At 44.2% G+C, this 21,630-nt stretch carries 8 protein-coding genes and 3 tRNA genes; 3 read left to right on the forward strand and 8 right to left on the reverse strand.

The features are described 5' to 3' along the window. Positions 1–69: 69 nt before the first annotated feature. From FTD44_RS05675 to FTD44_RS05685, 3 genes are all read right to left on the reverse strand, one after another. The gene (locus FTD44_RS05675) at positions 70–4,728 is read right to left on the reverse strand and encodes a GEVED domain-containing protein (RefSeq protein ID WP_222165564.1); all 4,659 of its coding nucleotides are present in this window, start codon (positions 4,726–4,728) and stop codon (positions 70–72) included. A gap of 344 nt (positions 4,729–5,072) precedes the next feature. Continuing rightward, a complete protein-coding gene (locus tag FTD44_RS05680) occupies positions 5,073–9,890 on the reverse strand; it encodes a GEVED domain-containing protein (RefSeq protein WP_222165565.1) in 4,818 nt (1,605 codons plus the stop codon). A 187-nt stretch (positions 9,891–10,077) separates the two neighbouring features. Continuing rightward, entirely contained in the window at positions 10,078–10,386 is a 309-nt protein-coding gene (locus FTD44_RS05685; protein ID WP_222165566.1) for a hypothetical protein, read from the reverse strand. A gap of 101 nt (positions 10,387–10,487) precedes the next feature. Between FTD44_RS05685 and FTD44_RS05690 the strand changes: the two genes are divergently transcribed. Then, positions 10,488–13,040 carry a YfhO family protein gene (locus tag FTD44_RS05690; RefSeq protein ID WP_222165567.1) on the forward strand — a complete coding sequence of 851 codons (2,553 nt, stop codon included), beginning with the start codon at positions 10,488–10,490 and terminating at the stop codon, positions 13,038–13,040. 71 nt (positions 13,041–13,111) lie between these two features. Here FTD44_RS05690 and FTD44_RS05695 read toward each other — a convergent pair whose 3' ends face one another. The 5 genes from FTD44_RS05695 to purB all read right to left on the reverse strand — a co-directional run bounded on the left by FTD44_RS05695 (position 13,112) and on the right by purB (position 16,514). After that, a complete protein-coding gene (locus FTD44_RS05695; RefSeq protein WP_222165568.1) occupies positions 13,112–14,557 on the reverse strand; it encodes an ArnT family glycosyltransferase in 1,446 nt (481 codons plus the stop codon). Positions 14,558–14,717: 160 nt separating this feature from the next. Then, positions 14,718–14,790, reverse strand: a tRNA-Gly gene (locus FTD44_RS05700). 35 nt (positions 14,791–14,825) lie between these two features. After that, positions 14,826–14,911, reverse strand: a tRNA-Leu gene (locus FTD44_RS05705). 46 nt (positions 14,912–14,957) lie between these two features. Next, a tRNA-Gly gene (locus FTD44_RS05710) sits at positions 14,958–15,033 on the reverse strand. 125 nt (positions 15,034–15,158) lie between these two features. Beyond that, on the reverse strand, positions 15,159–16,514 hold the full coding sequence (purB, locus tag FTD44_RS05715) for an adenylosuccinate lyase (RefSeq protein ID WP_222165569.1): 1,356 nt from the start codon (positions 16,512–16,514) through the stop codon (positions 15,159–15,161). 268 nt (positions 16,515–16,782) lie between these two features. Here purB and FTD44_RS05720 point away from each other — a divergent pair, with 268 nt between their 5' ends. Together FTD44_RS05720 and FTD44_RS05725 are read left to right on the forward strand one after the other, a co-directional pair. Beyond that, positions 16,783–19,299: a DUF5686 and carboxypeptidase regulatory-like domain-containing protein gene (locus FTD44_RS05720; protein ID WP_222165570.1), complete on the forward strand. Its 2,517-nt coding sequence runs from the start codon at positions 16,783–16,785 to the stop codon at positions 19,297–19,299. A gap of 116 nt (positions 19,300–19,415) precedes the next feature. After that, positions 19,416–21,566: a peptidylprolyl isomerase gene (locus FTD44_RS05725; protein WP_222165571.1), complete on the forward strand. Its 2,151-nt coding sequence runs from the start codon at positions 19,416–19,418 to the stop codon at positions 21,564–21,566. Positions 21,567–21,630 lie beyond the last annotated feature (64 nt).

The raw sequence follows: 21,630 nt of genomic DNA on the forward strand, positions 1-21,630 counted from the left end.
TAATGCATAAAAAAGAGGCATGCAGTAAACTACATGCCTCTTTTAGGTATTTAAGGATAAGAAAAAGTACTATTTCACTATCTCCAGTTTCCTGGTCGTCATGCCTTTATTCGTATTAATACGGATATTGTACACACCGGAAGCCAGTTGCTGAGGCAGTGTCACTTTATGTTTATTTGTGCTGCCATCAAACGATTTAAGCGTATAGATCTCCTGTCCTAAAACATTGTACATAGTGATCTCTGTAACTTTTACATTACCGATCGCTTCGATGTACAGGATGTTACCATCGTTCGGATTAGGATAGATCTGAACCAGTTTGGCATCTCTATCGATGTCATTGATACCGGTACCACCTACAATCGTTACCATAGTGCTGTCCATAATATCGCCGCAGACACTGTATGTAGTCAGTCTTACATTGTAGTTACCACCACCTGTGAACACGTGATTGGTCAGCCCTACTGATGAAGCAGTTGCAGGTACCGTTACCGGAGCCGAGCCGTCACCAAAGTTCCAGGTAAAGCTGGTTACATTCTGAGGATTCAGTGCGGAGAATTTAAAGCTGCTCGCAGTTAATGGCTGTGTTACAATACCATCCACTGTAGGCATATAACCACTAGGTGTGATCGCTACAGTATCAATAGTCAGACAGCCTTGGTTACTGGTTACATAAGCGATGTATGTACCCGGATTAGTGATCGTAATGGTTCTGGTTGTTGCACCGGTATTCCAGTAATAGTTACCACCATTCAGACCGCCAGTACCGGCATCCAGTACTTTAGTACCCCCCAGACACAGGCCTGTTCCGTTTGCACCAAGATCTACAACAGGATTCCATTTCATGTTTACATTAATAGTATCTCTGCCCACACAACCGAATGTATTGGTCACTTTTACATTGTATACACCAGTTTGTGTTACATCTCTTGTTGCAGTAGTCGCACCATTATCCCATAAGTATACTGGTACATTAGGTATCGTACCCGGATTCAAAGTAATCGCAGCGCCCTGATTAATACAGGTGTCGATGTTTGGTCCCAGGTTAGGAGCTGGTACCGGATGGATGGTTGCAATAACCATCTGACGTGGAGCCGATTCACAAGGTTTGATACCCAGTATCATATTTGGTCTCTGCGTAATGGTAGAACCTGTACCGGTATTGCTACATTTTACAGCAGGCGTTACATTATCCTGGTTGTTGTAGTGTGTCGATACAAAAGATGTTGTATGGTATCTTACCGTACTGATCGGATTCGAGTTGTTATTATTACTCCAACAGGTTTGTACTACGATGTTAGATACACCATCCCATGTAAACGGAACATCGAAATTAAGTGTATTCAGACCGATAGACGTTGTCCAGTTCGCTGGATTTTTTACCTGAGTAGTGGCAATCCATGTTGCAGTAGTCAATGCCGTAGCAGTAGTCTGACCCATGCTTACAGCAAAGCCGCTGTAGGTAGTACCACCGGCAGATCCCGGAGCCACTACATCAAATGCCAGGGAGTTGATCGTAGCACCCATAGTAGCACCCGCAGCCAGTAATTCAGAGGCTGTAATCAGGAACTGGTGTCTGTATCCACCCCATACGCCATAGAATGGTGTAACGGCACCTGTACTAACTGTTGTACCATTTCCGATAGCGACACTGCTTGGTGCAGAACCACCTACACCACCTACAACCCAGAAGGTATCGGTTTGTGTCAGGAACGGAGTTTGCCATGGAGAACCGGTACCGATAGGAGAACCGCCGGCACTGTTTTCATACCATTTTGCAGTACTGTTACCGCCTGTTACGGCTTTCAGTGTAACCTGGCCTGGTCCGCAATTGAAGCTATCTGTTTTAGAGATCAGCGTCGGGTTAGCAATCACAATCTGTTTCACAGGTTGCTGACAGGTTGCACTGCTTGCAGAGATAAGCGCACGATAGAATCTGTTTGTTGTCAGTGTAGGTGTCATATAAGTCACACCTGTTGCACCGGCAATATTGGTATATGTTGCACCGCCATTCAGTGACTCCTGCCATTGAATGCTGCCGGTGTAATAATTGGTACCAGGATTCAGTGATAACAGTGATGCACCGCTGGTACAGATCGTATCAGGAGCTGCAGTAATTGTTACATTACCTGGTTGTACCCATACTCTAAAGGTATCTGCTCTGGAACAGGTAGTAGATGCTGCTGTAGTATCACCACCGATTGCAAAATAAGTGTGTTGTCCTGCTACTGATGATTTCATATATACAGTGTTTGCAGAACCTCCGGTGTACGGAATAGTTGCAGCAGCGTCGGTATACAAATCTGTAGTCGGATACCAAACGTATGGAGTATACGGATTTGGTGTCGGAGGGGTGATAGACAGTGTAGCAACAGCATTGTTACATACTACCGGTGGTGCAGATTTGGTTGCAGCCGGTCCGGCATTTACAGTAGCCACAACTGGTACACGAGGAGATTCACAACCTACTTTTAATATCCAGTTATAGAAGTAATAGTAGAATGCAGTTGAGGCACCACCAGTATAAGATGAAGTGATAGAACTGATACCTGCTACATTATAAGGGAAGGTAAATCCTGTACCGGATTCACGGATCAGTGTAGTCATACCTGTCGCAGCGGTTACTACCAGACGGTAGTTAGTCCCTGCAGGCACGGTAAAGTTCAGTGGTACTGTATTCAAGGCACCTGCAGCGCTCACGGTTACATTGGCCGTTGTAGACTGTAAAGTCGTACCTGCTGAGTTTTTCAGCGCGATGGTAATTGTACCGGTGGTAGATGTAGTACTCATTGGGTATACATCCACACTCTGAATAGTGAACGGAGCTAATGCATTGAACATTAAACCTACATCACTGAAGCCGGAGTTACCGCTGGTAGAAGTAGGGGTTATTTTACCTGTAGCATAGTTGGTTGTACCCGAACCTGCCGCAGCGTAGAAAGTCGTTGTACCGGTAATATATGGTGTATTAAATGGTGTACCCGTTCCGATAGACAGACCACCGGTTGCAGCGGTATACCATAATACCTGGCTTGCAGGGATGGTTGGTGTAGCACCGATCTGTACCTGGCCTGGTCCGCAACGTTGTCCGTTTACGGCATTTACCGTTCCCGGATTGGTTACAATCACCGTATCGGTTGATGTGGTAACTACCGGAGAGCCATTACATAATACTTGTAAGCGATAATAAGTAGTTGCAGTAACGCCATTTGCCGTAGCACTTGAGCTGGCACCTGCAGTACCTACATTGGTCCAGGGTGCAAGGCCGTTAGGAGAGCTCTGCCATTGGTAGGTAATACCAGTTGCAGGAGGCATTAATGAATCGATAGTCAGACTTACATTTCCGGTTACACATAATGCACTCGGATCTACGATCGCATGAACATTAGAAGGGAAAGTAACGGTGCTACACGCAGGAGGTACGATGATACTGATCGTATAATCTTCTGTTTCACCCCAGGTCTGGCTGCCACAAGGCGTAAAGGTTGTAGAACCTTCTACGGCTCTTACTCTCAAACGTGTAGGGCCGGTAAGGGCTGTTGCAGGAGGAGTGATGGTACCGGTGTAAGAGCTACCGGCAGCAATTGTAGCCGCAGAAGCAGCACACAGTTCTGTTGTAGGGTCAAAAACACCATCATGGTTCCAGTCTGCCCAGATTTTTACACCAGAACCGAAAGCAGAGATATCTACTTTAAAGTTGAATGCAAATGTCTGCGCTGCGGTTACCGTAAATGCGGCATAGTTGGAATAACCAAGGTTACCACTGGCACAACCGGTATTCAGGTTGTTTACATTGGCAATCGCACCGGTAGTGGAGAAGCCGTTGATCGTACCACCATTGGTACAACCGGAAGTATATACAGGCGTACAGTAACAGTTGATAAAGCTTTTTACAGCAACCAGTTTTTCATTGCTGAATACTGGTGTACCACCGCTACAGATTGATTTCAGGCGATAGTAAGTATTCGCGGTAATACCGGCTACAGTATAGTTCAGCGTAGTACCACCGGTAACATTGGTCCAGGAACCGGCAGTACCGGTAGCGGATTGTTCCCATTGATAAGCCATACCAGAACCCAGAGATGTACCTGTAGTCGCTAAAGTAAATGCAACGTTAGGGCAAGTAGAATCCGGAACGCTGGTAGCTATAGTACCTGGTGTAGCAGGATTGGTACAAGGTGCTGAAGGGATTACAGTTAAGGTGTAATCTTCTGTCTCACCGAAACCCTGGCTACTACAACCGTCGAATGTAGTGGTATTAAATACACAACGCACCCTCAGGCGTTTATTACCAGGAGTAGTTCCTGCAGGAATCACAAATGATCCTGTGGCAGTGGCTCCGGCAGCTTGTATTGCAGTGGGGCTATACACGATTTCTCCTGCATCCAGGAAGTCCCCGTCTTCATTCCAGTCTACAAATATTTTGTAGCCTTCTCCCCAACCGGGGCAGTTCAGAATGGTAAAGTTAACTGTGGTCGTGGCCGTAGCCGTATGCACCAGCGTCGTCTTGTTGCTGAAGCATGAGGTGGCAGAGGAAGACCCAGAGTTGAGATTCGAAATGTTGGTTGTACCACCGGTTGTGGAGAATGACTGAATATAGTCATCCGTACAGCCGGACGTGTATGGTGGTGTACAATACTGGCCATAGCCTTTCATTATACCCCCGGTACCCAACACCAGCATTAGCAGCATAAACAGCTGCCTGCCTAATGTAAATTTCCGATTCATACTTCTAAAATTTATTAGTTGGTAATAGTGATAAGTGGTTTGAATTAAATATTACAGCAATGGAGACAGCCATAAACAGATCATAATATGATTATGATCCAAATACAGCTCTCTCATCTTTAATTAGACATCTCCCTGTAAATAAAGGTTGGTATATCTTTAAAAATATTCCATATAAAAAATTAAGTATCCTCTTTAAGCAAAAAAAGACCGGTAATATTCCTGTATTCCACCCGTTTTAGGGCGCCCATTTGCCCCGACTCCGGTGGTTGCCTGCAGGCATAGCCATAAAAAAAAGGCCAACCTTACGGCTGGCCTTTTTTTTATAATGGAATTGCTATAAATTATTTAGCAATTTCAAGTTTACGTGTTGTCAATCCTTTATCAGTACTGATGCGGATGTTGTATATACCGGCAGCCAGGTGTTGTGGCAGGGTTACTTTATGCTTATTGGTAGTAGATTCAAAAGCATTCACTTTTAAGACCTCTTGTCCGATAGCATTGTAGATAACTAGCTCTTTCACTTTAACTGCTCCTACAGATTCAACATACAGTACATCGCCATTATTCGGGTTAGGATAAACCTGTACCAGTTTGGCATCTTTGTCCATATCATTGATACTTGTACCGCCGATAATAGTTACCATAGTACTGTCTGTAATATCACCGCAGACGCTGTATGTTTTCAGTGTCACGTTGTAGTTACCGCCACCAGGGAATGTGTGGTTAGTTAAACCTACTGTTGACGTAGTAACAGGCACAGTAACTGGTGCAGATCCGTCACCAAAGTTCCAAACGAAGTTGGCAACATTCTGAGGATTCAGTACAGAGAACTTGAAGCCGGTTGCAGATAATGGCTGAGTAATGATCGCATCAACTGTTGGCATATAACCGCTTGGTACGATATCTACTGTATCAATGGTCAGACAGCCTTGGTTGCTGGTTACATAAGCAATATATGTTCCTGGATTAGAAATAGTAACCGTTCTGCTGGTTGCACCTGTGTTCCAGTAGTAGTTACCGCCGTTCAGACCGCCTGTACCGGCATCCAGAACTTTTGTACCACCCAGACACAGACCTGTACCATTAGCCGCTAAGTCTACAACAGGATTCCATTTCATGTTTACATCAATCGTATCTCTGCCTACGCAACCATATGTGTTGGTTACTTTCACATTGTAGATACCAGTTTGCATCACACCTCTTGTCGGTGTAGTTGCACCGTTATCCCATACAAATACAGGGTTATCAGGCAGGGTACCAGGGTTCAGGGTAATTGTGCTGCCCTGGTTGATACAAGTATCGATGTTCGCACCCAGGTTCGGAGCTGGTACCGGACGGATATACGCAATTACCATTTGACGTGGTGTTGATTCACAAGGTTTAGTGATCAGGAAGCGCATATTTGGTCTTTGACTCAGTACAGAACCGGTTGCAGTATAGTTACAAGCATCGGCTGGTGTAAAGCTATAAGAAGTATTATAGTGTGTAGCAGCAGCTGTAGTTGTATGATATCTAACAGTATTAGATGTATTAGTAGAGTTGTTATTACTCCAACAAGTTTGTACTACCACATTAGATACACCATCCCAAACGAATGGTACGTCAAATGTCAGGGTATTATAACCAGTAGTTGTAGTCCAGTTAGCAGGCAGTTTTACATCTGTAACCGGTAACCATGAGCTGGTTACTAAAGTTGTAGCTGTAGTATTACCCATTTTCACCGCAAATCCGTTATAAGTAGCACCTGAAGTAACTACATCAAATGCCAGGTTCAGAATTTTAGAACCACCTGTTGCACCTGCAGCAGTCATTTCCGCAGCAGTGATCAGGTATTGGTGTCTGAAACCACCGCCAGATCCGTAGAATGGAGATACCGCACCAGTACTGGTCGTAGTACCTGTACCGATATTCACATTAGTTGGCGTCATACCACCACCTGCAACTACCCAGAAAGTATCTGTTTGTGTCAGGTATGGTGTCTGCCAAGGAGAACCGGAACCGATTGCAATACCACCATTTGCACTTTCGTACCATTTTGGTGTACTGTTACCTGCAGTATTAGCTTCCAGGGTTACAGAACCCGGTCCGCAATGCATACTGTCTTTCTTAGATACAAAGCTTGGTGTAGAAACTACAATGTATTTGGTAGGTGAAGCACATACGCTAGAACCCGCATTTACCATCAGACGATAGTATTTGTTAGCTGTCAGCGATGCAGTGGTATAGCTTGTACCGTTAGCACTGGCTATATTCACATAAGTAACACCATTGTCATTAGACTGTTGCCATTGCAGGCTGTTAGGATAATAGTTATTGGTAGGTACTACTGTCAGTACAGTTGTACCACTGTTACAGATCGTATCCGGGAATCCGGTAATTGTTTGGTTACCTGGTTGTACCCATACATTAAAGGTATCAGCTCTTGAACAAGTAGTAGCCGCTACAGTAGTATCGCCACCGATTGCATAATAAGTATGCTGACCAGCTACAGAAGATTTCATATAAACTGTATTCGCAGAACCACCAGTGTATGGAATAGTTGCAGCAGCATCAGTATATAATTCTGTAATAGGATACCATTTATATGGAGTATAAGGATTCGGAGTCGGAGGGGTCATGGATAAAGTCGCAACTGCATTATTACATACAACCGGAGGAGCTGATTTAGTTGCAGCAGGGCCAGGGTTGATTGTAGCAGTAACCGGTACACGCGGAGATTCACAACCCACCAGCATGTTGAAACGGATGTTAGGACGTGTTGTACTCGTGTACACAGTAGCCGGAGCAGAACATACTACTGCATTATCACCATAGTAATATAATGATGAAGTAAAGCTTGTAGTACTACCTTCTACGGTGTTACCAGATACATATGAGGTATTGTTGAAACAAGTTTCAATAACAATGTTAGATGCACCATCCCATACAAACGGAGTGCTCAGTGTGTGCACGTTAGTGCTGGAAGCAGTCGGTAAGTATGAAGCATTGGTATATACAGAAGTCAGACCAGTTTCCCATGTAGATAAAGCAGTCAGAGACGTTTGCTTCATTTTGATTTCAAAGTTGGTCAGAGCCAGGGAATTGGCACCGATTACTTTGAATGCAAGAGACTGGATAGTACCAGGACCGAAACCAGCTGCAATCAGTTCTGATGCACGGATCAGGAATTGGTTTTTACAACCGTAGTAATAGTTATAATAAGGGTTAGGTGTGCTTAACGCAGTCGTACCTGTACCTACCCACTGAGAAACCGGACTGGTACCAGAAGCGGCAGCAGCATAGAAGTTAGTAGTTGTAGGGATGTACGGAGTTACATATGTAGCACCGGTACCTACAGGTAAACCACCTGTTGCGCCAGTGTACCAGTTGATCTGCGTACCTGCGATAGAAGGTGTTGCACTCAGAGATACCTGACCAGGTCCGCAACGCTGACCATTTGTACCGGTTACGGTACCAGGGTTATTTACAATAACAGTATCTACAGAAGAGGTTACTGCCGGAGAACCGTTACACAGTACCTGCATACGATAGTATGTAGTTGTAGTAAGACCGGTAACGCTACCACCAGGAGTTGCTGAAGCAGTACCCAGGTTAGTCCATGGGCCAGTAGCAGCAGGTGCACTTTGCCATTGATAAGTGATTCCGCTGGCCTGAGGCATCAGGGAGTCAATAGTCAATACTACATTACCGGTAACACATAATTTACCAGGAGATGCATCAGAGTGAACGTTAGTAGGGAAAGTAACTGTGCTACAAACAGGAGGAGTTACAACGTTGATTGTGTAATCTTCTGTCTCACCATAACTGTATGTTGCACATGGATCAAAGTTAGTAGTATTATATACCACTCTTACTCGTAAACGCGTAGGACCAGCCAGTGCAGTTACAGGAGGAGTGATCGTACCGGTAAAGGTACCGCTGGTTACCAGGGTAGCGCCGGAGTTTGCACAAATCTCAGAAGTACTGAACACACCATCGTGGTTCCAGTCAGCCCAGATCATAACACCGCTACCATAAGTAAGTAAGCTTACATTAAAGTTGAACGGGAAACCTGCAGCATTTGAAATCGCCATTGCCATGAAGTTACCATAGCTGGCAGGAGAACAACCAGAGTTCAGGTTGCTGATGTTCACCATAGCACCTGTAGTAGAGAAGCTGTTGATCTGGCCCAAAGTACAACCATATTGGAAGCTTGGTACACAGAAACAGTTCAGCCAGCTTTTTACTGCAACCATTTTAGCAGTAGAGTAAACCGGAGTACCACCGCTACATACCGCTTTCATACGGAAATAAGTATTAGCTGTAATACCTGCAGACAGGAAAGAGTTAGGGCTTACCGCACCGGTTACATTTGACCAGGAACCGGCAGCACCGGTTGCTGATTGCTCCCATTGGTAAGTCATACCACTACCGATTGTAGCACCGGTGTCTACCAACGCAAATGCTACGTTAGGACAGGTAGAATCTACAAGAACCGGAGTACCGGCCAGAGGTGGGTTAGTACATGCAGGACCAGTTACGATATCGAACTGTGCATCCGGTCTGCTTAAAAATGCAGTTGCACCGGCAGTGTTCCCAGTTGTCATCGAACAACCTGCAACACCATCAGCATAGTAACCAAACGTACGGGTGGTAGTGAATGTAGTACATCTAAAGCCATAGTTTGCACTATAGCTGGTATTGTCTCTACATACCTCGATCAGGATATTGTCTACACCATTCCAGAAATATGGAGTTGTAAAGGTATACGTGTTCCATCCTACAACCGGAGTCATAGTGGCAGCAGTATACACATTCGTCATACCAGTTGTCTGTAATGCACTAATCGTAGTGATGGTATTAGATATACCAGCAATCTTGATGTTTACATTCAACGGAGTCGGAGAACCCAATGCAGTAATATTAAAGCCAAGGCTGTTAATATTACCGGCAGTAGCACCTGCAGCAGTCAGCTCAGATGCAAGATACAGATATTGTATTCTGTTATCATGATAGTAGGTAGAGTACGGCACAACCCCAGTTGTGCTGTTTGCTGTACCCGTAGTACCTATTGTATAGACAACAGCATGGCTTAAACGCGGCATAAACGCCAGCGGGATAAGCAGTAAAGAGAAAAGCCAATGTTTCGCTCTCTCTATAAACGTAAAGTTTTGCTTCATACTTTAAATTTTAAAATTCCTTATATAGTAGTTTGCTTCACGAATATAAAAAAATTATTATCAATTTCTTATATTTTAAAGGAAAAAAATTTTAAAGTTTCTTAACAATAACTTGTACATACAAATACCCTTAACAAGGTAGACAGGTCCTAAAATAAAAGGGTTGGTTTACAGGGCAATATTTTTTTTAAAGAAGATTATCCAGGGCAGACCGCAGCTCCCCCATGGCATGCATATCACCGGCAGCACGGGCACGCTCAATCCCCGCCTCATATATTTCCGCAGCAGCCGATTCCTTACCTGTACGCTCCAGCAGCTTACCTAAATGATAATAGGTTGCAACATATTCCGGCCTGTCTTTTAAGTTATCATAAAAATATTTTTCTGCATCTTCAAGGGCATCATTTTTCACATACTCCAGTGCCAAAGCATGCACGAGAAAAGGATCTTGAGGTGATTGGGCCAAAAATTCTTTAAGTCTAGCGATTCTATCCATATTACAATGTTCTTTCTTGTTTTCTGATTAAAGATTGAATTAATGCAAAAATTGAATAAACTTTTTATTTTTGTTGCTTATCCAAAATCTTTTTTTATCACATGCAAAAAACAAACGGAATAAAAAGATTCCTGCCTGATGCTATAGTCATCATTGCATTTCTGATTATTAGCGCACTATACTGTGCTCCGGCCCTTAAAGGTAACCGCATAGCTCCACATGATACCATCAGCTGGATGTATATGAGTAAAGAAGCCAGAGATTATTATGCCGTAAATGGTAAAGGACCGGGCTGGTCTAACTCCATGTTCGGCGGGTCTCCTGCTTCAATGATCTATCAGCCAAGCTCTGCCAACTGGTACAATACCATATTTGGAAAAGTACAATTGCAGCCGGAAGACGGCAGCCTTAACCCGATTACGCTCTTCTTCATGGCTATGGTGAGCTTTTTCCTGCTCATGAAGGCACTGCGACTCAATACATGGTTAAGCGGAATAGCCGCGGTTGCATTTGCATTCACCTCCTACCACTTCATCATTATTGCGGCAGGACACGTGACCAAAATGATAGACCTGTTGCTATTCCCCGGAGTCATTGCAGGTATCATTTATATTTACCGTGGCAAGTATACCTTAGGTACATTGTTATTCGGCATATACATGGCTTTGTTTATCGGGGCCAATCACTTCCAGATTATTTATTACGGCGTTATCGTTTTTGCAGTATTAGGATTGGCATTCCTGTTTATTGCCATTCGCAAAAACCAGCTGATGTCTTTTGTCAAAGGCTCTTTACTGATCCTGCTGCTGTCAGGGGTATCCCTCCTGCTTAACTATGCCAGCATCATCATCACCTCAGACTACAGTAAGTATTCTATCAGGGGTAATGCCAGCGAGTTAACCATCAACAAAAAAGACAACCCCGAAGAGAATAAGAATAAAAGTGGCTTATCCAAAGACTATGCCTTCCAGTGGAGCAATGGTATCGGAGAGACATTCTGTATCCTGGTACCGAACCTGTACGGCGGACAGAGTGGTGAAAACATCGGTACAAATTCCAAGTTCGGCGAGGCTCTTTCTGAGCTGGGTGTACAGGACTACCAGGTAGAGCAGATGACTTCCAGAGCACCAACCTACTGGGGACCACAACCATTCCTTTCCGGCCCTATCTACTTTGGTGCGATTGTTTGCTTCCTGTTTGTATTAGCATTGTTTGCAATCAAGAGCCCTTTAAAATGGTGGATTACGGCATTGTCAGTATTATTTATGATGCTGTCATGGGGTAAAAACTTCGAAGCATTCAACTACTTCCTGTTCGACCATCTGCCATTATACAACAAGTTCAGAACGCCGAGCATGGCGCTGTCTATCACCGGAATATTATTCCCTTTACTGGGCTTCTGGGGACTGCACGAGTTCATGAGCGATCGCTATACAAAGGAGCAGCGCATAGCTATGCTGAAAAAAGCATTGTACATTACCGGTGGCTTAACGGTACTGATCCTGCTGTACAGCCAGACGATGATGAGCTTTAAAGGAGACGGCGATGCAGAAATGGCAAAATCTTACGGAGAGCATGCCAATAATCTACTGAAAGCCATCAGAGAAGACCGCCAGTCACTGGCACTGAAAGACAGCTTCCGCAGCCTGTTATTCATTCTGATTGCCGCTGGTGCAATATGGGCATATGCTACAGAGAAATTACAGAAAAATATTGCGGTTGCCTTACTGGGACTGTTCTGTATTATTGACTTATGGGGTGTAGGACACCGCTATGAGCATGAAGAGACTTATACCGATGCGGCAACCCTGGAGCAGAACTATTATACACCGCGCCCGGTAGATGTCGAAATCCTGAAAGACAAAGACCCTGACTTCCGTGTGCTGGATCTGTCTATCAATACATTCAATGATGCCAAATCTTCCTATTTCTATAAAACAATAGGCGGGTATCACGCTGCAAAACTGCAGATTTACCAGGATCTGATCGAAACACAAATCAGCAAATTGAACAGTTCAGTACTGAACATGCTGAATACAAAATACATCATTACACAGGGTCAGCAACCAGGACAGGAGCGATTAATTCCGAATCCTAATGCACTGGGCAATGCATGGTTTGTATCAGAAATTCACTTTACCAAAACAGCTGATGAGACGATTCTGAGCATGAATGCCCCAAGTATCCAGGATGCAAAACCGGATAGCCTTAACAATGGATTCAATGCACTGAAAACGGCTGTAATCCGAGATCAGTACCGTGCTGCAATAGGAGCCGACAAATACACGAAAGATTCTACTGCACGCATCAAACTGACCAAATATGATCTGCCGGCATTAACCTATGAATCTGTAAATGATCATGATGGTTTCGCCGTATTTTCCGAAATCTATTATCCGGAAAACTGGAAAGCATTTGTGGATGGTAAAGAAACGCCGATCTATTGCGTAAACTATGTTTTAAGAGGTATTAAAGTACCAGCAGGTAAACATGAAATCAAGTTTACCTACGAGGATAAAGCGTTTAAGAAAGCAGAAAATATTACCACTATCGGTAGTATTGTCCTCACCTTAATTATTCTGGCTGCTATTGCTATGGCATTCGTAAAAAGAAACAAGCATAAAGAGGACGCATCGACCGACGAACTGGTGTAAATACAGAAAGTATAAAAAAAGTGCGGACAGTTTAACTGTCCGCACTTTTTTTATACTTTCTATGTATAGGTTTACTTCTTTATCTGCCATATAACGGCACCATGATAATGAAGCAGATGCCTGATCAGGTAAGGATCCGACACCTTAACAACACTATCTCCGACCTGGCTCTGTATATACGCTCCGACAAGATCCGGCACGTCCTGTTTTTTCATTAGTAACCCCTTTGCCTTAGCCTGGTACAAATAAAATTTTAAGGGTGCATTATAGTGATCATCAAAAACCAATACAGCTTCTTTCTCAGGCCCCTCTTTACTGCTGTATTGACGGATGTGCTGCACGTTGATTTCCGCATGTGCATCATTTCCCGAAAGGGTATCTTTCAACAATACAACATAGGCCGTCGTAAACAATAATATCAAGAAACCAACCCCCATCCTGCGCTGCAGCCGACTGATGTTTGCCGCATGATGCAGGTATTGATATGCGCTCGACAAAGCATAAGCCGCTACAATGGCTAAGAAAGGATATACCGGGGCATCATACCAGCCCAGCTTGGTTTTAGCCAGAGAGATCATCAGCAAAAATCCCAGGCCCATTAAAGCCGTAAATAGAACAAAGCGGCCATGTGCGGCACGGCGTTGCCGATACCCCAGCCACATGCCTATTGGTACAAACAGGAACCAGAAAATAAAGTCTCTGCCCGTCATCCAGGAAAGGTAGAAGGCCCAGTTCCCGTCGTTAGCTTCTTTCGCTTCCAGAAAACGCCCGCCCAGTTCATTTTCCATCACCGCATGAAGGTAGCCGGGATTATACCGCTCTCGGATAAAGTAATAAGGCAGAGCTATCAGCAGGAAAACCGCTATTGCGAAATAAGTATTTTTATTGCTGAGGAAAGCCTGTAATTGCCCGCTGAGCAGAAGATAAAAGACGAGAGCAGGCACAAATAATAATCCGGCAACCCCCTTCGTAAGCACGCCCAAGCCGAATGCCACAGCCGCTATCCAAATCAGGCGGGTAGATTTAGTTTCGGTATACTGCCATAAATTAATCCCTCCTACTGTAGTCCATAAAGTGAGCAGGGCATCATAATCTCCCGTACGCGTTACATGCAAGTCTACATAACCTTTCGTCGTCACCAGTATACCGGCTGTAAGTACTGCCCATACCGAGTTGCCAATGCGTTGTTGTATAAACCGGAACAAAAAAATCAGTGTCAGCAGGGCAGCCATTGCAGAAGGAAAACGTATAGCCCATTCATTAATGCCCCATAATTTCAGGGAGTATACCTGCAGCCATATCATCAATGGCGGTTTGGTATTCCACATATCAGGTTTGCCATCGAAATAGGTAACCCAGGGATTGTGGTTTTCATACATTTCTATGGCATTTACCGCCAGTCTCGATTCATCCCAGAGCCGGATAGACAAACTACCCAAACCGGCGAATAAGGGAATGCAGACCAGTATAAACAGGGCAGCATATATAACTCGGTTCTGACGGAATTGTTGAGGCATGAGACTATGAAAACATTTTTAGATCTGCTACATAACAGAACGCAATATTACTAATGTCTACGTAAAAATAAGCGGGCAATAAAAGATGCTGGTAAGATAGCAGATCTTTCAAAAAAGGGCATAAAAAAAGTCCAAACATATTGTTTGGACTTTTGAAGAGAGCAGAAGACGCGATTCGAACGCGCGACCCCAACCTTGGCAAGGTTGTGCTCTACCAGCTGAGCTACTTCTGCAGGTTAGGTACGCTTGCGTACCTACTGGTTTTTTGTGCCCCGGGCCGGACTTGAACCGGCACGGACATTGCTGCCCACAGGATTTTAAGTCCTGCGTGTCTACCAATTTCACCACCAGGGCTTAGGCAAATCATAAAAATGATCGTCTAAAAATTCCCTAAAGAATTTGGAGCAGAAGACGCGATTCGAACGCGCGACCCCAACCTTGGCAAGGTTGTGCTCTACCAGCTGAGCTACTTCTGCATTGAATATTGAAAGAACTTTAGAACTCTTTTCCCGTTTGGGATTGCAAAGATAGGATTCTTTTTTAATCGCACAAATTTTTTTGTCAAAAAATTCAAAAAAATTTTTCCAATATTCTGGTTATACTAGTATTCAAAGTCTACTCCGGTATAGTTATGCGGAGTGATCGCTTTAAGCTCTTTTTTGATTTCGCCTGAAACATCCAGTCCTTCGATAAACTGGTGCAGCGTTTTCTGTGTTATACCCTCCTGTCCTCTGGTCAGCTCTTTAAGCGCTTCATATGGTTGCGGATATTGTGCTCTTCTCAGAATGGTCTGAATAGCCTCTGCCACTACAGCCCAGTTATTATCCAGATCTGCACTGATTTTCGCCTCATTCAGCAACAGTTTACCTAAACCTTTTTCAATAGATTTTAAGGCAATCAAACCATGCGCCATAGGCACGCCGATATTTCTTAACACTGTAGAATCCGTAAGGTCTCTCTGCAGGCGGCTGATCGGTAATTTGGCACTCAGGTGCTCATATAAAGCATTGGCTACACCCAGATTTCCTTCTGCATTTTCAAAATCGATAGGGTTTACTTTATGCGGCATTGCAGAAGAACCAACTTCTCCTTTCTTTGTCTTTTGCTTAAAGTACTCCATCGATACATATGTCCAGATATCACGACAGAAATCGATCAGGATATTGTCAATACGTTTTAAGGTATCAAAGTGTGCAGCAAGGTTATCGTAGTGCTCGATCTGTGTAGTAAACTGCATTCTCTGCAGGCCCAGGCGCTCATTTACAAATTCGTTACCGAAAGCAACCCAGTCATGGCCAGGGAAGGTCACGTGGTGCGCATTGAAGTTACCGGTTGCCCCTCCGAATTTCGCAGCATAAGGAACATATCCGAACAGGTCAATCTGGTTTTGCAGGCGTTCGATAAACACCATAATTTCTTTACCCAATGTGGTCGGAGAAGCAGGCTGACCATGTGTTTTAGCCAGCATAGAAATATCTTTCCAGGAGCGGGCCATCGTGCGTATTGTAGACATTACATTCAGCAGGTAAGGCATGTATACTTCCTCCACGGCTTCTTTCCATAAAAGCGGGATAGCTGTATTGTTTACATCCTGAGAAGTAAGCCCAAAGTGTACCCATTCTGCAACACTTTCCCCGCCCAGCTGATTCAGCCGCTCTTTGATAAAATACTCTACCGCTTTTACATCGTGGTTGGTTACCTTTTCGGTTTCCTTGATCTGCTGTGCATCCTCTTCAGTCATCTCTTCATAGATCGCACGCAACTGAGCTGGCTTTACCGATTCCGGCATCGTGAAAATACCTTTATCTGCCAGTAAAATAAAATACTCAATTTCTACCCGTACACGATAACGGATCAGACCGAATTCAGAAAAATATCCGGCCAGTTCCTGTACTTGTTTATGATAACGACCGTCTACAGGGCTTATGGCGCCTAATGGAGAAAATGATGACTGCATAATATTGATATGAAATATTTTTTATATAGAACAGCGCAAAAGTACAAACTATTGTTAGAATCATAAAATACTGTGACCAGACCGCTTTCGAAATATGCTTGTTACAGCCGGACAATCCATACTTATCCGGCATCTGATACAGATGATATTAAAAAATATTTAAGATTCTTTGTAACTTTTTTGCCTTTAATCCGATTAAGTATCTATTGACCGCATAAGATTACGATGTGGTCCGTTCTGGTATATATCACCCCCTATAGACCCTATCATGATGAAATGTAAAACACTGTTACTGCTTTGCTGCAGCTTACTCTGCTGCCAGGTAATATGGGCAGTCACACTCAAAGGAAAAATTACAGACCCTAAAGGCGAGGCCATTCCATTTGCCACCCTGCAGGTCAGCGGAACGAGCAATGGTACTGCGGCCAATGAAGATGGCTACTATGTGCTGCGGCTGCCCGAAGGCAAAGCCACACTGGTTGTACGTATGATCGGTTATAAACCGACCTATAAAACCCTTATGGTAAGCAACAGTACTGAAACGCTGGATATCGTCCTGGAAGAAGAGTCGAAAGAATTGACAGAGGTTACGGTAAAAGCTAATGCAGAAGATCCTGCATATGCCATCATGCGCCAAGTTATTGCACAAAAATCGAAGCACAGTAAGGCCATCAAAACCCTGGAGGCAGATGTGTATCTTAAAGGTAAGCTCCTGATGCGCGATATACCTAAATCTTTTTTCGGAGTAAAGATAGAAGAGAAAGATGCGGCTGACATGCAAAAGGACCTGATGCTGGACAGTAACAACAGGGGCATCTTATACCTGTTGGAGCAAATGACGCATTATACCTATAAGGCCCCCAAAAGTACCTACAATGAGGTAAAAGCGATAAAGACCAGCGGGGACCCCAAGGGACTGGGATTTGCACAAATGCCTGCTATTGTCAATATTTATGAAAATAATGTAAGCCTGCTCTCCGGTATCGGTAGCCGTGGCTTCATCTCTCCGGCACACAACAATGCGTTTTTCTATTACCGCTTCCGGCTGCTGCAATCCTATATGGACAATGGCCTGATGATTCATAAAATTGCGGTTATCCCGAAAAGAGAATTTGAGCCTCTGTTCCGGGGTACGGTTTATGTGGTAGAGGGCGACTGGGTTTTCCAGCAGGTGCAGCTATCGCTGGACAAGAGAGCACAGATGGAGATGCTGGACACACTTGTGTTTGAGCAGCAATACCGCAAAACGGAAGACAGTAAATTATGGGTGATACAACAGCAGATTATGTACCCGTATATGTCTATCCTGGGCTTTAAATTCTCCGGCGACTTTGTGACCAATTACGGCAATATGGTGATCAACAAACCGGTAAATGAAAAGCTGTTCAGCAGCAAAATAATCAGCACCTATGATCCGGAATCTTTATCAAGAGACAGCAGCTATTGGGAGCAGCAAAGGCCCATAAGCCTTAGTACGGAAGAGCAGACCAACTATCATAAAAAAGACAGTGCGGCACAGATAATCCAGAAAATGCGGGACTCGCTCGGCCCTCCAAGCTCCCGCCGGCTGGACCTCGTTTCCTTCCTGACCATGGGTGCGTATATCCGCAAAGGCCATCATGAATTCGGATTAAGCGGGCTGCTCAATCAAGTAGGATATAATACTGTTGAGGGTTTATACACCGGACTGGAGCCTTACTGGCAATACAATCCGCACAAAGGAGATATGGTAAAACTCATTGCCAACAACCGTTATGGCTGGGCCAATCAGCAATACCAGTATATGTACACCGCACAATATGCGCATGAGGATACTACCCGAACAGATAAGGGCTGGAAAGTACAGCTCAGTGGCGGCCGTTATGTATTCCAGATTAACCCGGACAACCCGATCAGTGCACCCTGGAATACTTCCGTAAGCCTTTTTTACGGGGCGAATTATATGAAACTGTACCAGGCAAGCATCGGCAGGCTTAATTTTGAAAACCGTTGGGGCAACGGATTGTCCTTATCGGCAGATCTGCGTTACGAAGACAGAAGCCCGATGGAGAATCATACGGATTATACTTTCTATCAAAAAAGAAGAGGCGAATTTACGCCTAACAATCCTCCCGAATTGCCCGCATTTGAAGCACATAAAGCGGCCATCGCCACCATCAGCCTGAACTATCAGCCAGGCTGGAAATACATCCAATACCCGCACCAAAAAGCAGCCGTAAAAGGCAATGCTCCACTGTTCGGCTTATCCTACAGTAAAGGTATAGCAGGTATTATGGGCAGCCGCAGCGATTTTGACCGCTGGACGGTTTCGATAAAAGATGAATTCTCCATGAAGTTGCTGGGTAATATCCGCTACAATGTACTGGCCGGGGGCTTTCTGAATAAGCGCTATGTAGGCAACCCGGATATGTATCATATTATGGGCAACCAGACTATCCTGTCGGGGCAGTACCTGAATAGCTTCCAGCTGGCCCCTTATTACCGCTTCAGCAGCATTCCCTCCCTGTATACTGAAATGCATGCAGAATGGCATTTTAATGGCTGGCTTACCAACAAAGTGCCCCTGTTTAAACGCCTGAACTGGCATTTGGTTGCTGCCGGTAACCTGATGTACATTAACCAGAACCAGTATTACGGTGAATATTCTGTCGGACTGGAAAATATAGGCTTCAAATTTATGAAAGTGCTGAGGGTTGACCTGGTTGCCGGATACGAGCAGGGTAAGGCACGGCCGAATTATGGGTTACGCCTCGGTTTAAGCGGAATTTTCTCAACCTTGAAATAATCTGGGAAAAGCTGTATATTACCCCTTTGTAATCACTATTGCGCACATTTTTGAAATGATATTAATTTTTATTAGATTTGCGCACTTTCATTTTATTAAAAACATAAAGTAGGAAAATGGCAATAATTCAAAACATCCGTGACAAATACGCTAAAATAGCAGGTGGGGTCATCGTTGTGGCCTTAGTAGGCTTTGTTCTTATGGATGCTACCAGTGGCGGTCGCGGCGGAGGGTTATTTGGGAAATCTACCAAAATAGCGAATGTAAACGGCAGCAAAATCGATTTTAAAGAATATGAATCCCGTATTACGGCATATGAAGATCAGCTGAAACAACAGGGACAACCGACTGACGAAAATACCCGTGCACAGGCAAGAGACCAGGTGTTCAACCAAATGGTACTGGAAAAGCTGATGGCTGACATCAATGATAAACTGGGCCTGACGGTTACAGAATCAGAGATGAAAGAAATGTTCTCCGGCAATAACCTGGACCCTATGGTAATGCAGGCACTGACTGGTGGCCAGCAGGTAGATCCTGCACAGGTGGCTGCTCAGGTAATGCAACTGGAGCGTACTAAAGACCCTAAGCAAAAAGCACAATGGGAGCAGTTCAAAACACAATTGAGAGAGGCTAAAATCCAGAATAAATTTTCTGCTATGGTAGCCGGTAGCGTATATACTCCGAAATTCGTACTGGATGACCAGCACGAAGGCAGAGCCAACAACGCGACCATCAGCTATGTAAACCTGCCATTCACACTGGTTAGTGATGATAAAGTAAAGGTTACTGATGATGATATCAACAAATACATTCAGGCTCATAAAAAACAATTCGAATCTAAAGAAGAGACTCGTGCTGTTGAATATGTAAGCTTCAACATCCTGCCTTCCAAAGATGATACTGCACGTGTAATGACTTCTATCAATGCACTGCGTGCAGACTTTGCTGCAGCTACAGATGATGAGGCATTTGTAAAAAGAAATTCTGACAACCCAATTCCGGTAGCATACCAGACTAACGAAGCATTACAAACTTTACCTAATGCTGCAGAAATTACTTCAGCTGCTCCGGGTAGCGTTGTAGGCCCGTTCTTTGTGGGTGAGAATGTTACACTGGCAAAAGTGGTTGATCGCGGCAGCTTCCCTGATTCTGTAAAAGTGCGCCACATTCTGGTGATGACGAAACAAGGTCCTAATGCAATGCGCACCGATGCTCAGGCTCAGGCTCGTATTGACAGTGTTCTGGCTATGGAAAAAGCAGGTGTACCTTTCGATTCACTGGTTGTACGTTTCTCTGATGACTATAATGCTCAGAGACCTGATGCACAGAAAGGTGAATATGAATTCCCGCTGTCTCAGAAATCAGGTATCAGCAAAGAATTTGGTGACTTCGCATTCAGCAGTGCTGCTGTAGGCGCTACCAAAGTGGTAAAAGTTGACAACCAGGGTTATGCCGGTTTCCACTATATCCAGATCCTGAAAAAAGGTAAAGAAATCTCCAGCAGCAAAATTGCGTTTGTTGGTAAACAATTAAGCGCTGACAACAATACTTATAATGCGATTTACGCAAAAGCGTCTCAGTTTGCTCAGAAGATCACTACTGACCCTAAAGCTTTCGATAAAGAAGCATTGGCTAATGGTCTGAACAAACAAAATGCTGGTGGTATCAACCAAAACAGCTTTATCATTCCTGGTGTAGGTGCATCTAACGATATGGTAAGATGGGTATATAATGCTAAAGTTGGTGATGCTTCTCAGATCTTCCCTTTAAGCGGCAACCGCCTGGTGGTAGCTAAACTTACGGAGATCAATCCTAAAGGTATCATTAAGCCTACCGGTGCTACTAAAACAGCGCTGGAAAGCTACCTGAAACAACAGAAGAAAGCTCAGTTACTGATCGATGCCAACAAAGGCAAAGGACTGGATGTAATTGCACAAAACAACCAGTTACAGATTGCTACTGCAGATTCAGTAACATTTGTTGCTAACTCTATCCAGGGTATCGGTAACGAACCTAAAGTACAGGGTTATATCTTCAATAAAAACTTCAAAGACAACACTGTTTCTCCTGGTATCGGTGGTCTGAATGGCGTATACTTCGTTCTGGTAAACAAACGTTTTGTAAATGCTGCAATGGGCCGTGATCTGAAAACAGAGCGCATGATGAACGATATGATGATGAAATCAAATGCAACGCAAATGATTATGCAATCCATCCGTGAGTCTGCTGATGTAAAAGACATGAGAAGCAGCCTGTATAACTAGACTACTACTTTTCGTATATAAAAAGGGTTATGTATCACTACATAACCCTTTTTCTGTAATATTG

Origin of the sequence: Edaphocola aurantiacus, from assembly GCF_019797745.1 — a bacterium.
Classification (GTDB): Bacteria; Bacteroidota; Bacteroidia; order Chitinophagales; family Chitinophagaceae; genus Edaphocola; species Edaphocola aurantiacus.

What these genes read in the sequence shown, in the direction of transcription:
- FTD44_RS05675 (WP_222165564.1), bottom strand. Translation starts at nt 4,728, where the DNA reads ATGAATCGGAAATTTACATTAGGCAGGCAGCTGTTTATGCTGCTAATG.
- FTD44_RS05680 (WP_222165565.1), bottom strand. Translation starts at nt 9,890, where the DNA reads ATGAAGCAAAACTTTACGTTTATAGAGAGAGCGAAACATTGGCTTTTC.
- FTD44_RS05685 (WP_222165566.1), bottom strand. Translation starts at nt 10,386, where the DNA reads ATGGATAGAATCGCTAGACTTAAAGAATTTTTGGCCCAATCACCTCAA.
- FTD44_RS05690 (WP_222165567.1), top strand. Translation starts at nt 10,488, where the DNA reads ATGCAAAAAACAAACGGAATAAAAAGATTCCTGCCTGATGCTATAGTC.
- FTD44_RS05695 (WP_222165568.1), bottom strand. Translation starts at nt 14,557, where the DNA reads ATGCCTCAACAATTCCGTCAGAACCGAGTTATATATGCTGCCCTGTTT.
- purB (WP_222165569.1), bottom strand. Translation starts at nt 16,514, where the DNA reads ATGCAGTCATCATTTTCTCCATTAGGCGCCATAAGCCCTGTAGACGGT.
- FTD44_RS05720 (WP_222165570.1), top strand. Translation starts at nt 16,783, where the DNA reads ATGATGAAATGTAAAACACTGTTACTGCTTTGCTGCAGCTTACTCTGC.
- FTD44_RS05725 (WP_222165571.1), top strand. Translation starts at nt 19,416, where the DNA reads ATGGCAATAATTCAAAACATCCGTGACAAATACGCTAAAATAGCAGGT.